Genomic DNA, 14,525 nt, shown 5'->3' on the forward strand with positions numbered 1-14,525 from the left:
TCCATGTGCTGTTTCACGTACGGATGCTTTTGCAAGGTTACGGGGCTCGCAAAGAAGCTTTCTGAGTGTACACCACCTAGGTGCCGAAGCTGCGAGAATGACGAATCTCCATGAGCCGGGCGCAGCGGGTGGCATGCCCTCCCCGCTCGGTCGCCCCTGACGGTAGCATCAACCTGCGAGGGCGGCCCGCACCTGCTCGACCGCTGCAAGACCGGCGGTACGTCCCTGCAGGTAGAGGGTCAGAAGTTCACCACCCTGAGACGGACGTCGCGCTGATGTCCACCGGCTCGGGCGGGGCGACGACCACGGCCGCGCCCTCCCGCTCGAGCTGCCAGATGTGCTCGCGCTGCTCCATGTAGCGCGGCGCCCGGTTGGCCAGCACCTCGAGGTAGTAGGGAAAGTCCGCGTAGCGGACCCTCGCGGCGGCCATGAGCTCGTAGGGTCCCTCCTTGACGTAGCCGCGGTCGCGCGTGAGCACCACGACGAGCCTGGTCGCACCGTCTGCCATGGCCCTCTCCACCGGGACGGAGTCGGTCGTGCCGCCGTCGAGGTAGCGATGCCCGTCGAGGTCCACGATCTTGGAGACCACCGGCAGCGAGGCCGAGGCGCGAACCTTGTCGATGTCCTCGGGGAGCTCGGCCACCTCGAGGTAGTCGGGCGTGCCGAAGGTCACATCGGAGACCACGGCCACCATCCGCATGGGGTTGGCCATGAAGGCATCGCTGTCGAAGGGGTCGAGCCGGTTCTGCACCTCGTCGTAGACGAAGTCCACGCCGGTGAGGTCACCCGTGGTGGCAAGCGAGTAGAGCGACATGAAGCGCTTGTCGTCGCGGTAGGCGAGCGTGTCGCGCATCATGCGACCGTTCTGGCCGGCCTTGAAGTCGGCCGCGTTGATGGCGCCGGCCGAGACCCCATAGGCCACGTCGAACCCCGTGAGCCCCTGCTCGAGGAACACGTCGAGCACGCCTGCCGTGAACTGTCCCCGAAGGCCGCCGCCCTCGAGCACCAACGCAACCTTGCCAGCCATGAGACCCCCTCGTCACGTGCCCGCACCCCTGCGCGAGCGTACACATCGAGCAGGGTTATACCCGAGAAGGGCCTTGAGGGCCTCGACACCGGGCCATATCCGTCAGGCCACGGGAACGACAGAAGGCCGCGAAGCGGTCCGGGTCGAGCCGGAACGTGAGCCCGTCATAACGCCTTCCGCGCACCAGGCGGAACCCTTGCTTGCGGCAGCACTCCACGAACCCCATCCGCTCGGCCACATGGACCATGCGCACGTTGCCCGACCACGTCTGCGTGAGGACGTCCCTCTCGCCCAGACCCATGAGATACCCGACGAATGCGGCAAGCGCCTGGTAGGAGTAGCCATGCCCACGCTCGACGAGCTCCGGGACGCAGATGCCGACGGCAGTCGTACCTGGCCCCTCGACGATGGAATAGTCCCCGTCTACGTGGTACGAGCCGACCCAGCCGATGTGACGGCCCGCCCTCGTGTCGATCTGGAGGTGCGAGCGCGTGACATCGTCCGCAAGCGTCGGGGCAGCCGCCACCCAACCGTTCATCCTCGCCACGTACCGCTCGAGGTCGTCGGCCCTCTCGGCCTCAGAGCGCCCCTCGTAGTCCCAGGGGCCGTCCCAGAGCTGCCACTCCGTCTCCACCGTCTCCCAGCGCACGAAGTCCGCGACGTCCGACTCACGGAAGTCGCGCAGCACGAGGTCGTTCGTCTCGATCGCGTATGGCACGGCGACTCCCCTCCTTCGCGGCCCGCCTCCATGGGAGGCCCTTGCTCGACCCCCGACGCTACCATATGTCCGAGGCGGACGCCCCATGACGAGCCGCATGACATGCCCGGCCGCGTTTGGGTACAATCACCTACGCTCGCAGCAGGCAGCGACTCGCCTGTGCGTCCATTGACAACTCGCATGGTGGCAGTGCCCCAAGCTCACCCGTGGGGGCGACTGGTTTCGACAGGGTGGCTCTGAGACGGGCAGCAGGCCGTGGTCTCCTCGCCACGTTAAACAGGGGTACCGTCAACTGAATTGACGACACTGAGTACAACGGGGCTTACGCCCTTGCTGCTTAACCGCTAAAGGTTGCAGCACGTCAAACCGGGGATTCTCCCGCCCCCGGGGCGACGTCATCTTAGGGAGACGCTCCTGCGGACGTAGCTGGTATGCCGTAGGCTAAGACCGAACCAACTGGGACGGAAGCGCGTGGGTCACCAGAGGCCCTCCGTCCGAGACCAACCTGGTGACTGAGCCTGGAGACACCTATCGGGGAGCCGCTTTGGACCGGAGTTCGATTCTCCGCGCCTCCACCATGTATGTTGCGAGACCCCCGCCGACATCCGTCGACGGGGGTCTCTTTTTCCATCGCGCCTGATCGGCCGCACGCATGCCCCCCAGCCGAGAAGAACGGGCTGGGTCGTAGCTCACAGGCCCCTAGACGGCGCCCTCGAGCTCGTGCATGAGTGCCGGCACCGTGGTCATCTCATGCAGCCGCCAGACGTTCTCGCCGCAGAAGAGCAGGGCCTTGTCCACGTCACCCCGTGCCGCCCGGATGAGCGCGTCGGTGATGCAGTACGGCGCCGTCGTGGGGTTGCAGTGCGTGAGGCAGTTGAAGCAGTGCTCGATGCGCGGACGCTCGCCGGCCGCCGCGAGCGCGTCCTGATGCCTCAGGAAGGCGTTGTCGATGGCACGTCCCGGCATGCCCACGGGGCTCTTGACGATGCGGATGTCATCCTTGGTGGCATCGAGGTAGGCCTGCTTGTAGCGCTGGTCGGCATCACATTCCTCGGTCACGACGAAGCGCGTGGCCATCTGCACGCCGGCACATCCCAGACCCAGGTAATGGCAGATGTCCTCATGCGTGAAGACGCCGCCGGCAAACACCACGGGGATCTTGCGGTCGTACTTCTCCTCGAAGACGTGGACGCGCTCCATGATGTCGGCGATCTGGGCGTCATAGGTGTCGCCCGTCGCAACGGCGTCCTCGGCCTCCTCCTTGCTGTAGCCCAGGTGTCCTCCTGCCGCCGGCCCCTCGATCACGACCATGTCGGCCGTGCGATGGGCATGGCGGTCCCAGAGCTTGAGCAGCGTCGAGACGGCCCGCGGCGGTGAGACGATGGGCGCTATCTTGATGTCCGACCCCTCGACCATCTTGGCGAGGTTCATAGGCAGGCCTGCCCCCGAGATGATGAGGTCGGCTCCGTTGTCGATGCAGCAGCGAACGTACTCCTCGTAGTGGGTGCAGGCGCACATGATGTTGACGCCCACCAGGCCGCCACAGCCCGCCGAGGCCGCCTTGGCCTCGCGGATGTACCTGCCGAGCGCACGCAGGTTCGCGCCGAACGGGTCGGTGCGGAAGTCCTCCTCGAGAAACCCTGGCTGGGCCGCCGAGATGATGCCGACGCCGCCCTCCTTGGCCACGGCTCCCGCCAGTGATGACAGGCTCACGCCCACGCCCATGCCGCCCTGGATGATGGGCACGCGCGCCGAGACGTCGCCGATCCTTAGCTCAGGTAGATCCATTGCAGGTTACCCCCTTGTCCGGCCCGCATCTCGCAGGCATGGGCATCGTCGTCGATATCGTGCATGGAGCCATCGCCCGCAGAGGCCGCCATGATGTCGGCCCGGCCCCGGCCCGGTGCGGGCCCGTCCGACGACCAGGTGAGGCTCACCGAACCCAGGCCCAGGTTCTTCGAGAGGACCGGGCCGCCGTCCTTCACGCGGACGGTGGCGTCGGGGAAGCGCCTGCGCACGGCATAGAACGTCTGGCGGGCCTCCTCGGAGCGGCTCCCGTAGTGCGTGAGGATGAAGTCATGGGCCCCGACCGGGGCCTGGCGGACCATCGCGCGCCCCATGCCGGCGGCCCCGCGCGCCACGCAGACGTCGCGGATGCCGCCCTCGAACAGGCCCATCACGGGATATCGGTCGAGCCAGGTGCCCACCGAGCGACGCATGGCACCGAGGCGCCCGCTCCGCCTGAGCACTGCCAGGTCGGGCACGGAGAAGTAGATCCGCTGCTGCTCGCGAACGTGCGTGAGCGCACCCACCACGCTCGTGAGCGACAGGCCGTCTGACGCGAGCGCCACAGCCGCACGCACCACGGCCTCGAGGCCTCCCGCCGTGCTCCACGAGTCGAACGCGATGACGCGCGGCATCGCGACGGTCGCCGCCGCAGTGCCCATCTCGGCATTGACCTCGGAGGCCGCCGCACTCGCGCTGCGGAACGTCCCCGAGAGCCGCCCCGATATGGTGATGGCGAGCACGTCATAGCCGGCGCGCACGGCGGTGCGGAAGACGTCGGCGAACGCCGAGGGGTAGACGGCCTCGGTCGTGACCACACGGGCAGAGCGGAACACCTGCTCGTAGTCGCCGTTCTCGCCGGTGAAGCCCTCGAGGTAGCGCACGCCGTCCACGAGGTAGCCCATGGGGACCACGGTGACGCCGAGCCTGGCCGCCTCCTCGCGTGAGAGCCCCGAGGTGGAGTCCGTCACGATCCTGAGCATATGTGGTCGCCCCCTATGGCCCTGAAACGCTGGTAGCGTGCCTCGACGAGGTCTGACGGCGAGAGCTCGGAGAGTCCTTCGAGCTCGGCCGAGACGCGCGTCCAGAGGGAGCGTGCGAGCTCGCCGAAGGTGAGGCCACCCTCGTCCACGACGCCATCGATGACGCCGAGCCGCATGAGGTCGGGAGCCGTGAGGCCCAGCGCGTCAGCCGCATCGGCCGCGCGGTCGGCCGTCTTCCAGAGGATCGAGGCGCATCCCTCCGGGCTCACGACCGAGTAGACCGCGCCCGAGAGCATGAGCACGCGGTCGGCCACGGCGAGCGCCAGGGCACCGCCCGAGCCGCCCTCGCCGATGACGCAGGTGACGAGAGGGACCGTGAGGCCCGACATGGCCATGAGGTTCTGCGCGATGGCAGAGCCCTGCCCGCGCTCCTCGGCCCCGATGCCGCAGTAGGCACCAGCCGTGTCCACGAGGCAGACCACGGGCCTGCCGAACCTCTCGGCCTGGCGCATGAGGCGGAGGGCCTTGCGATAGCCCTCGGGATGGGCCGAGCCGAAGTTCCTCTCGATGCGCTCCTTGGTGGAGCGGCCCCGCTCCGTCGCGATGACGGTGACCACGGTGCCGTCCTTCCAGGCGATGCCGCCCACGACGGCCGCGTCCTCGCCGAAGAGCCGGTCGCCATGCAGCTCGACGAACCCGTCGAAGGTTCGCTCGATGAGGTCGGCGGCCGTGGCGCGTGAGGTCGAGCGGGCCGACTTCACGACCTCGTAGGGCTCGGGGGCTGCTGGTGTGGGGTCGGCGTCCTGGTCCTCGTCGTCGCAGGCACCGGTGGTGCGCCGCACGGCTCGTGCGACCTCGCGCACGACCCGTGCGGCCGAGCGCTCGAGGCCGTGGTCGGCACGGGCGACCTCCGCCATGTGGGTCCGCTCGCGGCGGGCCGAGGCGCGGTCGACGAAGCAGACGTCGGGCGCGGAGGCATCGGGGGCCTTGCCCGCATGCAGCGAGAGGAGCTCCGCCAGCACGGGGCCGAGCTCGCCACGGGGCACGATGCGGTCCACGAAGCCGTGGTCGAGCAGGAACTCCGCACGCTGGAAGCCGGCGGGCAGGCGCTTGTGCGTGGTCTGCTCGACCACGCGCGGGCCCGCGAAGGCCACGAGGGCCCCGGGCTCGGCCAGGCAGACGTCGGCATCCATGGCGAAGCTCGCCGTGACGCCGCCGCTCGTGGGGTCGCACAGCACCACGAGGTAGGCGAGCGCCGCCTCGGAGTGCTTCCGGATGGCGCCCGAGACCTTGGCCATCTGCATGAGCGAGGTGGTGCCCTCCTGCATGCGCGCGCCACCCGAGATGGTGAAGCCCACCACGGGCAGGCCCTCCACGGTCGCGCGCTCGAAGCACCGGCAGATCTTCTCGCCCACCACGGCTCCCATCGAGCCCATCATGAACGAGCCGTCCATCACGAACAGGGCGCAAGGCTGGCCGCCGATGGTGGCACGCCCGCAGACCACGGCATCCGACTCGCCCGACGCACGTCGCGCGCGGTCGAGCTTGTCGGGGTATCCCGGGAAGTCGAGGAAGTCGGTGGCGGCAAGGCCTGCGTCCCACTCCTCGAAGGAGCCGGCGTCCACGGTGACCGAGAGACGCCTCCGGGCCCCGATGCGCAGGTGATGGCCACAGCGCGGGCAGACGTCGAGGTTATCGGCGATGAGCTGCGCGTCGACCACACGGCGGCAGGCCGGGCACCGCACGAGCAACGTGCGCTCGGGCACCTCCACGGGGACCTGCGTGACGGGTGCCTCGAGCACGTTCTCGCTCTTGGCACGCCGGGGATCGTTCCGGTCAGTCATAGAGATGCTCCATCAGGTCGGTGTGGTAGGACCCCGAGAGGAACTCGGGGTTCGCGAGGATGTCGAGCTGCAGCTCGGAGTTGTTGTCCACGCCCTCGATGGTGAGCTCGCCCAGGGCGGAGCGCATCTTGCGGATGGCCTCCTCGCGCGTCGCGGCGCGCACGATGAGCTTGCCGAGCATCGAGTCGTAGTACGGGGGCACCACATAGCCCTGGTAGAGGGCAGAGTCCCAACGTACCCAGGGGCCGTTGGGGACATGCAGGGTCGTGACCTCGCCACAGGAGGGCATGAACTCGGGCGTCTCGGCGTTGATGCGGCACTCGAGGGCATGGCCGGCCAGGCGGACGTCCTCCTGCGAGAAGGGCAGCTCGACCCCGGCCGCGACCCTGATCTGCCACTTCACGAGGTCGATGTCCGAGACGAACTCGGTCACCGGATGCTCGACCTGGAGCCGCGTGTTCATCTCCATGAACGAGAAGGTTCCGTCGTCGGCATAGAGGTACTCGATCGTGCCCACGCCCACATAGCCGACGGCACGAGCGAGGTCGCGGGCGGCAGATGCCATGTGCTCGCAGACCTCGTCCGACACGCACGGCGCCGGGCTCTCCTCGAGGAGCTTCTGGTTATGGCGCTGCACCGAGCACTCGCGCTCGCCGAGCGAGACCACATGCCCCTGCGCGTCGGCCAGGATCTGGGCCTCGACGTGGTGGGCGGGGTGGACGAACCGCTCCATGTAGCACTCGCCGTCACCGAAGGCAGCCTCCGCCTCGGACTTCGCGGCAAGGTATGCGGCTGCGGCGTCCTCGGGCGCCTCGACCTTGCGGATGCCGCGACCGCCGCCGCCGGCGCGCGCCTTGATGAGGACGGGGCATCCGATGCGCGTGGCCTCGGCCGTGGCCTGCTCGGGACCAGACAGCAGGTCGCAGCCCTCGACGATGGGGACACCTGCGTCACGGGCGGTGCGACGCGCCGCGTCCTTGTCGCCCATGCGCTCGATGACCTCAGGCGAGGGACCGATGAAGACGAGGCCGCAGTCGCGGCAGGCACGAGCGAAGTCAGCGCTCTCGGAGAGGAACCCGTAGCCAGGATGCACCGCGGTGGCCCCGCTCTCGAGCGCCACCGTGATGATGGCGTCCTGGTTGAGGTAGCTCTCCTGGGGGCGGGGACCACCGATGCAGTAGGCCTCGTCGGCGAGCGTCGCGTGGAGTGCGTCGGCATCGGCCGTGGAATAGACCGCCACGGTCTGGACGCCCATCTCCTTGCAGGCACGGATGACGCGCACGGCGACCTCGCCACGGTTGGCGATGAGGATCTTCTCGAACATGGGGTCTACGCCTTCCCCTCGGGCGGCACGAGCGCGAAGCTCATGTCGGCCTTCGCGCAGAGGTCGTCCCCGACGCGCGCCTCGCCGGTGGCGAAGCGGAAGGGACCGCGCGAGCGCGTGAGCTCGCAGGTGAGCTCCAAGGTGTCGCCGGGACGGACGGGATGCTTGAAGCGGACGTGGTCGAGGCTCGTGTAGTAGGGCGTGGCGCCCTTGGCGGCGGGGTCCTCGGCGAGCAGGACGCAGCAGTTCTGGGCGAGCATCTCACAGAGGATCACGCCGGGTACGACGGGGTTGCCGGGGAAGTGACCCTGGACGAACCACTCGTCGCCGCGCACGCGCACGATGCCGTGCGCCACGCCGTCGACCACCTCGGCCTCGTCGAGCAGCAGCATGGGATCGCGATGGGGAAGCAGGTTCTCGAGTTCCTTGTGATTCACGACAGTCCTTCCGTCCGTGCGCGAGCCGTGCGGCCTGCGCAGCAGGGTCTGAATGACAGGTCCGAGCGAGACAAGGTCCGACGAGCGAGCCCTAGTAGAGCTTCATGAGGCAGCAGCCGTACTCGACGAGCTCGCCGTCCTCGGCGCACACGTCCACGACCTCCCCGTCCGTCTCGGCCGTGACCTCGTTCATGAGCTTCATGGCCTCGATGACGCAGAGGGTGTCGCCGGCATGGACCTTGGAGCCCACGTGCACGAAGGGGTCGGCCCCCGGGCTCGGGGCCGCGTAGAAGACACCCACCATGGGTGCCGAGACGACCTGCACCTTGGCCATGTCGATGGGGGCACCGTCCGCCGAGACGAGCGCCGGCTCGGCAGGGGTCAGTGCGGGTGCCGCCGGGGCCGGGGCCGTGACGGGCGCGGCAGGCGCGGCCGCCGGTGGGGCAGGCGGCGCGGCGACGGGAGCCGACATGCGCTCGAGCTCCACCGCGGAACCGTCCTCGTCCTCCACGCGGATGCGCGAGAGGCCGTGATGCTCCATGAGGTCCGCGACCTCGTCGATGCGCGTGATGTCCATGGCTAGTCCTCCTGCCAGGCGCGGAAGACCAGCGCCGCGTTATGTCCGCCGAATCCGAGCGAGGTCGAGAGCGCCCACGTGAGAGGGACCTCCACGGCCGCACCCGGCGTGTAGTCGAGGTCGCACTCGGGGTCCGGCGTCGTGAGGCCGATGGTGGGCGGTACGACGTCCTCCTCGAGCGCACGGGCGCAGGCCATGGCCTCGACGGCACCCGTCGCCCCCAGCATGTGCCCCGTCATCGACTTGGTGGAGCTCACATGGGCGGCACGGGCCGCGTCCTCGCCAAGCCCCTGCTTGAGGCCACGCGTCTCGGAGCTGTCGTTGGCCTTGGTCGAGGTTCCGTGCGCGTTCACGTAGAGGCCCTGCGAGGCGTCGAGCGACGCCTCGTCGACGGCCAGGCGGATGGCACGGGTGATGCCTGACGCCTCGGGGTCGGGGCTCGTGATGTGGTAGGCGTCGGCCGTGTTGCCATAGCCCGCTACCTCGCAGTAGATGTGGGCACCGCGTGCCTGTGCATGGCCCAGCTCCTCGAGCACGAGGACACAGGCGCCCTCACCCATGACGAAGCCGTCGCGGTCCGCGTCGAAGGGACGGCAGGCCGAGGTGGGGTCAGGGTTTCGCGTGAGCGCGCGGCAGGCCGTGAACCCTGCGATCGACTCGGGTGTGATGGCCGCCTCGGTGCCACCGGCCAGGATGGCGTCGGCATAGCCGTGCCTGATCGCGTGGAAGGCCTCGCCCACGGTGTTCGACGAGGTGGCGCAGGCCGTGACCACGGGAAGCGTCGGACCCATGGCGTGGTGCCTGATCGAGACCCCGCCCGAGGCCATGTTGCCGATCATCATGGGGATCATGAAGGGGTTCGCCTTGCGGGGGCCACCCTCCGCGATGCGGTGGTCGTTGGTCGTGTAAGACTCGATGCCACCCACGCCGGAGCCGATGTAGACGCCCAGGCGCTCATGGTCGACGGCACCCTCCGCATCCAGGCCCGAGTCGGCCATGGCCTGGTCGGAGGCCACGAGCGCGAAGGCGACGTTGCGGTCGTTGCGACGCGCGTCGGCCCTGCCGAGGTAGCTCTCGGCGTCGAAGCCCTTGACCTCGGCCGCCACGCTGACCTTGAAGTCAGCGGTGTCGAAGCGCGTGATCGTGTCGATGCCACACGTGCCTGCCTTGAGGGCCGACCATGTGTCGTCCGCCGTGAGACCCACGGGCGTGACGGCGCCGAGCCCGGTGATGACCACCCTGCGATCCATGTGTTCGCTCCCAACTCGTAGCGTTCGGACCCTGGGCCCGGACGTGTGCCGTATCGACACCCGTTATCTGCAGATTCCGCCGTCCACCCGAATGACCTCGCCGGTCACGTAGCTTGCGCGGTCCGATGCCAGGAAGGCCACCACCTCGGCGACCTCCTCCGGCGCCGCCATGCGGCGCATCGGGATCTGTGCGTCATAGGAGGCACGGACCTTCTCGGGAAGGCCGGCCGTCATGTCCGTCTCGACGAAGCCCGGCGCGACCGCGTTGACCGTGATGCCACGCGGCGCGAGCTCGGCCGCGCACGACTTCGTGAGACCGATGAGACCGGCCTTCGACGCGGCATAGTTGGCCTGGCCGGCGTTGCCCATGATCCCCACGATCGAGCTCATGTTGACGATGCGGCCGCCCTTCTGGCGGAGGAACCCCCGCGTGAGGGCGCGCGTCATGTGGAAGGCACCCTTGAGGTTGACGTCGATCACACGGTCGAAGTCCTCGTCGGACATGCGGGCCATGAGGCCGTCGCGCGTGATGCCGGCATCGTTCACCAGGGCCCAGACGCTCCCCAGCTCGGAGGTCACCTGGTCGCAGCACGCCTTGGCCTCGTCCGAGGACGAGACGTCGCAGCGATACGCCCGTGCGGTGGCACCCGCAGCCTCGAGCGCCGCGACCGTGTCTGCCGCAGCCTCGGCATTGCCCGCATAGACGACGGCGATGTCGAAGCCGTCGCGCGCGAGCGCGAGCGACGAGGCGCGGCCTATCCCGCGTGAGCCTCCGGTGACGAGCGCGACCCGCCTGGTCTGGTCGCGCTCGATGGTACCTGACGCCTCTGCCATCACAGGTCAGTCCCCTCGTCGGTATCGAGCTCGGAGAGCACCTCTCCGAGCTGGTCCATGGTGCCGCAGGGCAGTGCGACCACGCCGTCGAGGGTATGGCGCACGAGCCCGGTCAGGGTGTGGCCCGGACCGACCTCGACGAACGTGTCGATGCCCGAGGCGCGCATGCCCGTGAGCGTGCGCGTCCAGCGGACCGGATGCGAGGCCTGCGCCGAGAGCACGTAGGCCAGGCGGGCTGGGGTGCCCTCGTAGGGGGCCGCCGTGGCGTTGGCCCAGACGGGCATCTCGGGCTGCGTGATGGGATGGTTGTCGAGGTATGCGGACAGGCTCGCCGACACCTCGGTCATGAGCGGGCTGTGGAAGGCGCCCGACACCTTCACGGGGAGGGAGCGGCCTTTCGCCTCGCGCACGAGCACGTCAAGACGGTCGAGCCCATCGGGAAGCCCCGCCACCACGGTCTGGGCTGGGCTGTTGTAGTTCACGGGCCAGCAGTCGCCCGCCTTGGCGGCGAGCTCCTCGACCTTGCCCTCGTCGAGCTTGAGCACGGCCCGCATGCCGCCCGGATGACGCGCCGAGACGTCATCCATGAGCTGTGCGCGCAGGCATACGAACGCCATGGCCTCCACGTCGCTCATCGCACCCGTGAACGCCAGGGCCGCGATCTCGCCGAGCGAGAAGCCCGCGCAGGCGACCGGGCTCACGCCATGTGCCGCCAGGGCACGGGCGCAGGCGAGGTCCGCCGCGAAGACGCAGGGTTGGGTGTTGCGCGTGAGCCTGAGCTCGTCGGCCGTGCCGTGGAGGCACTGCTCGGTGGTGCCGGGGCGCACGCTGTCGGCCATCTCGAAGACGGCGGCCGCGGCCGGCTCGGCCTCGATGAGGTCGGCGCACATGCCGGGCGCCTGGGCCCCCTGTCCTGCGAAGAGAAATGCTACCGCACCCATTGTCCCGCCTTCCCGAGGGTCTTCTCGGCGCCCTCCATGAGGTCGTCGACGATTCTGGCGGCCGGCTGCTCCTCGTGCACCATGCCAGCGACCTGGCCGCACATGTAGTAGCCACCCTCCACGTCGCCATCCTGGGCCGCACGGCGAAGGGCCCCCGAGGTGATGCCCTTGAGCTCGTCATCGGTAGCCGTGAGCTCGAGCTTCGCATAGCCCATGCTGAAGGGGCTCTTGAGCGAGCGCACGGGGTGGCCGTTGCGCCGGCCCGTGACGATGGTCGAGATGTCCTTCGCCTTGAGCACGCGGTCCTTGTAGGCCTGGCTCACGTTGCACTCCTTGGCCACCAGGAAGCGCGTGCCCACCTGGACGCCCTCGGCGCCCAGCATGAAGGCGGCGGCCACCTGACGACCGTCGGCGATGCCTCCCGCGGCGACCACGGGGATGTCCACGGCATCCACGACCTGGGGCACGAGGGCCATCGTCGTGAGGTCGCCCACATGGCCTCCCGACTCGCCACCCTCGGCCACCACGGCCGTGGCACCGGCACGCTCGACCATGCGCGCGAGCGCCACGGAGGCGACCACGGGCACGACCTTGATGCCGGCTGCGTTCCAGGCCCCCATGTACGGCATCGGGTTACCCGCACCCGTGACGGCCACGGGCACCTGCTCGTCGACGAGCAGCTGGGCGACCTCGGCCGCGAACGGGCTCATGAGCATGATGTTGACGCCGAAGGGCTTGTCCGTGCGACGGCGGCACTCATGGATCTGGTCACGCACCCAGGCGGCGTCGGCGTTCATGGCCGAGATGATGCCCAGCCCACCCGCCTCCGAGACGGCAGAGGCCAGGCTCGCGTCAGCGATCCATGCCATGCCGCCCTGGAAGACGGGCTTCTCTATGTCGAGCAGGTCACAGACGGGCGTGCGAATCATGGCTACTTCTCCTGGAGCAGCTTGTCGACCATGTCGACGAACTCGCCGACGGTCTGGGGGTTGGACTCTGCGTCGATCTCGATGTCGAACTCGTCCTCACAGGCCATGACCGCCTCGACGGTGGCCAGCGAGTCAAGACCCACCTCGGCGAGGTTGGTGTCGCGCGTGAGCTCGACGTCCTCGAGGCCGTCCTGGTCCTTGAGGATCTTCACGATGCGGTCGAACGTTGACTCTGCCATGGTGCTCTCCTTTTTCCGGCGCCCGCAGGCGCTGTTTACCAGCTGTTATATAAGCCCGCAGATGCGGGATGGTTCACTGTCAGGCACGCGCGGGCGCCGCTTCCCTCCCGGGTGGTCCCCAGCGCAGGAGGCAGCTCCCGACGTCCAGGCCTGCCCCGAAGCCTACGAGGGCCACGAGGTCGCCGTCAGCAAGCTCCCCCGCCGAGCTCAGCCGGTCGAGCGCGAGCGGGATGCAGGCGCTCGAGATGTTGCCCGTCTCGGCCAGGGTATGGGCCACACGCGCGCCATCGATGCCGAGGCGCGTCACGGCCGCGTCGAGAATCCGACGATTGGCCTGGTGGAAGACGAAGTGGTCGATGTCATCGAGCCCGATGCCGGCCTCCTCGGCCAGACCGCGCGTCGCGTCGACGATCGCGTTCACGCCGAACTTGAAGACGCGCCTCCCTGCCATCGAGAGGAACGGGTCCGTCGCAGGACCCTCGTAGAAGGGGCTCGTGCCGGCGAGCCCTGGCACGTCGAGGGCCGCAGCGTCACCGGAGGTGGCAAGCTTGAGCGCAAGCGGGCTCTCGCCGCCGGCCCCGAGCACCGCGGCCGCCGCGCCGTCGCCGAAGAGGACGCAGGTCGCGCGGTCGGACCAGTCAAGGTAGCGCGAGCAGCGCTCGGCCGAGACCACGAGGATCCGCTCGGCGCGCCCGCGGCAGAAGGTGCCGTCGGCGACATCGAGCGCGAAGACGAACCCCGCACAGGCCGCCGAGATGTCATAGGCAGGGCAGGTGGCCCCGATGCGCTCCTGGATGACGCAGGCCTCGGCCGGCATCAGGTGGTCAGCGCTCGTGGTCGAGCAGATGAGGAGGTCGAGGTCGGACGCCTCGACGCCGGCGTCGGCCAGCGCGCGCTCGGCGGCACCCACCGCGAGGTCGTCGAGGGTCTCTGTGGTGCAGACGCGACGCGCGTGGATGCCGGTGCGCTCGCGGATCCACTCGTCCGACGTGTCGAGGAAGGCCGAGAGCTCGTCGTTGGTGACGGAGCGCGCGGGAAGGTAGCTGCCGGTACCCATGATGTGGAACGACATCGCGCTATGCCTCCCTGGCTTCTGCATAGAAGTGCTCCAGGCGACGGATGCCCTCGAGCAGGATCTCGCGCTCCTCGGACGTCATGTCACCGGCCACGGCCTCGGCCATGTGCTGGTGGAAGATGGCGTGGAGCCTGAAGACCGCCTCGCCCGAGTGCGTGAGCGTGAGGTCGAAGCGACGCCCGTCATGGGCGCTGCGGTGCTTCTCGACCAGGCCCTTGGCGACCATGCGGTTGACCGCCGCGGTGGCCGAGGGGACCCTGATGTCGGCGGCCTCGGCAAGCTGCGAGACCGAGATGGTGCCCGCACCGTGCAGGGTGGCATGGCCGATGGCGTCGAGCAGGTGGCTCTCGCTCACCGAGACGTCGAGGCCGTGGCCACGGTTCAGGAGCTGGCCCTCGAGCACGTCGATCGAGCCATAGGTCGCGGCCAGCAGGTCGTTGAGCTCGGCGGCGAACGAGGGGGTCAGGGGGACTCCGGAGCGGGCACGCTGGGCCATGGCGGCACCGAGCGTGGGCTCCGCCGCCTCGCGACGGCCCCTCTCCTGCTGTCCTGCCATCTGCCC

Annotated in this window: 14 protein-coding genes, 1 other RNA gene and 1 pseudogene; 1 reads left to right on the forward strand and 15 read right to left on the reverse strand. The window is 69.0% G+C overall.

All coding sequences use genetic code 11. The annotated features are described in order from the left end of the window. Window positions 1-168: 168 nt before the first annotated feature. A pseudogene (locus LKE50_01040) lies at window positions 169-1,027 on the reverse strand (patatin family protein). A gap of 55 nt (window positions 1,028-1,082) precedes the next feature. Continuing rightward, window positions 1,083-1,745 carry a GNAT family N-acetyltransferase gene (locus tag LKE50_01045; GenBank protein MCH3967228.1) on the reverse strand — a complete coding sequence of 221 codons (663 nt, stop codon included), beginning with the start codon at window positions 1,743-1,745 and terminating at the stop codon, window positions 1,083-1,085. Between the two features lie 208 nt (window positions 1,746-1,953). Between LKE50_01045 and ssrA the strand changes: the two genes are divergently transcribed. Continuing rightward, window positions 1,954-2,323, forward strand: a transfer-messenger RNA (tmRNA) gene (gene ssrA / locus LKE50_01050). A 121-nt stretch (window positions 2,324-2,444) separates the two neighbouring features. Here ssrA and LKE50_01055 read toward each other — a convergent pair. From LKE50_01055 to LKE50_01115, 13 genes are all read right to left on the reverse strand, one after another. Further along, window positions 2,445-3,533: a nitronate monooxygenase gene (locus tag LKE50_01055; GenBank protein MCH3967229.1), complete on the reverse strand. Its 1,089-nt coding sequence runs from the start codon at window positions 3,531-3,533 to the stop codon at window positions 2,445-2,447. After that, window positions 3,515-4,513: a DegV family EDD domain-containing protein gene (locus LKE50_01060; protein MCH3967230.1), complete on the reverse strand. Its 999-nt coding sequence runs from the start codon at window positions 4,511-4,513 to the stop codon at window positions 3,515-3,517. The genes LKE50_01055 and LKE50_01060 overlap by 19 nt, the downstream gene beginning before the upstream one ends. Continuing rightward, entirely contained in the window at window positions 4,498-6,357 is a 1,860-nt protein-coding gene (gene accA, locus LKE50_01065; protein MCH3967231.1) for an acetyl-CoA carboxylase carboxyl transferase subunit alpha, read from the reverse strand. Before accA ends, LKE50_01060 begins: the two co-directional genes overlap by 16 nt. Next, a complete protein-coding gene (locus LKE50_01070; protein ID MCH3967232.1) occupies window positions 6,350-7,681 on the reverse strand; it encodes an acetyl-CoA carboxylase biotin carboxylase subunit in 1,332 nt (443 codons plus the stop codon). The genes accA and LKE50_01070 overlap by 8 nt, the downstream gene beginning before the upstream one ends. A 5-nt stretch (window positions 7,682-7,686) precedes the next feature. Beyond that, a complete protein-coding gene (gene fabZ, locus LKE50_01075) occupies window positions 7,687-8,118 on the reverse strand; it encodes a 3-hydroxyacyl-ACP dehydratase FabZ (protein MCH3967233.1) in 432 nt (143 codons plus the stop codon). A gap of 91 nt (window positions 8,119-8,209) precedes the next feature. Further along, window positions 8,210-8,695 (reverse strand): acetyl-CoA carboxylase biotin carboxyl carrier protein, encoded by a 486-nt coding sequence (gene accB, locus LKE50_01080; protein ID MCH3967234.1) that lies wholly within the window; start codon window positions 8,693-8,695, stop codon window positions 8,210-8,212. Window positions 8,696-8,697: 2 nt separating this feature from the next. Next, window positions 8,698-9,945, reverse strand: coding sequence for a beta-ketoacyl-ACP synthase II (gene fabF / locus LKE50_01085; GenBank protein MCH3967235.1), 1,248 nt, complete (start codon window positions 9,943-9,945; stop codon window positions 8,698-8,700). A gap of 63 nt (window positions 9,946-10,008) precedes the next feature. After that, complete coding sequence (fabG, locus tag LKE50_01090) at window positions 10,009-10,779, reverse strand: 3-oxoacyl-[acyl-carrier-protein] reductase (GenBank protein MCH3967236.1); 771 nt, start codon at window positions 10,777-10,779, stop codon at window positions 10,009-10,011. Beyond that, complete coding sequence (locus LKE50_01095; protein ID MCH3967237.1) at window positions 10,779-11,720, reverse strand: ACP S-malonyltransferase; 942 nt, start codon at window positions 11,718-11,720, stop codon at window positions 10,779-10,781. The genes fabG and LKE50_01095 overlap by 1 nt, the downstream gene beginning before the upstream one ends. Continuing rightward, window positions 11,708-12,649: a nitronate monooxygenase gene (locus tag LKE50_01100; protein ID MCH3967238.1), complete on the reverse strand. Its 942-nt coding sequence runs from the start codon at window positions 12,647-12,649 to the stop codon at window positions 11,708-11,710. The genes LKE50_01095 and LKE50_01100 overlap by 13 nt, the downstream gene beginning before the upstream one ends. A gap of 2 nt (window positions 12,650-12,651) precedes the next feature. Further along, complete coding sequence (locus tag LKE50_01105) at window positions 12,652-12,888, reverse strand: phosphopantetheine-binding protein (protein ID MCH3967239.1); 237 nt, start codon at window positions 12,886-12,888, stop codon at window positions 12,652-12,654. A gap of 79 nt (window positions 12,889-12,967) precedes the next feature. Beyond that, complete coding sequence (locus LKE50_01110) at window positions 12,968-13,960, reverse strand: beta-ketoacyl-ACP synthase 3 (protein ID MCH3967240.1); 993 nt, start codon at window positions 13,958-13,960, stop codon at window positions 12,968-12,970. A gap of 4 nt (window positions 13,961-13,964) precedes the next feature. After that, entirely contained in the window at window positions 13,965-14,519 is a 555-nt protein-coding gene (locus tag LKE50_01115) for a MarR family transcriptional regulator (GenBank protein MCH3967241.1), read from the reverse strand. Between the last annotated feature and the right edge of the window lie 6 nt (window positions 14,520-14,525).

The sequence above is a fragment of the Atopobiaceae bacterium genome, from assembly GCA_022483015.1.
GTDB lineage: Bacteria > Actinomycetota > Coriobacteriia > Coriobacteriales > Atopobiaceae > JALCUE01.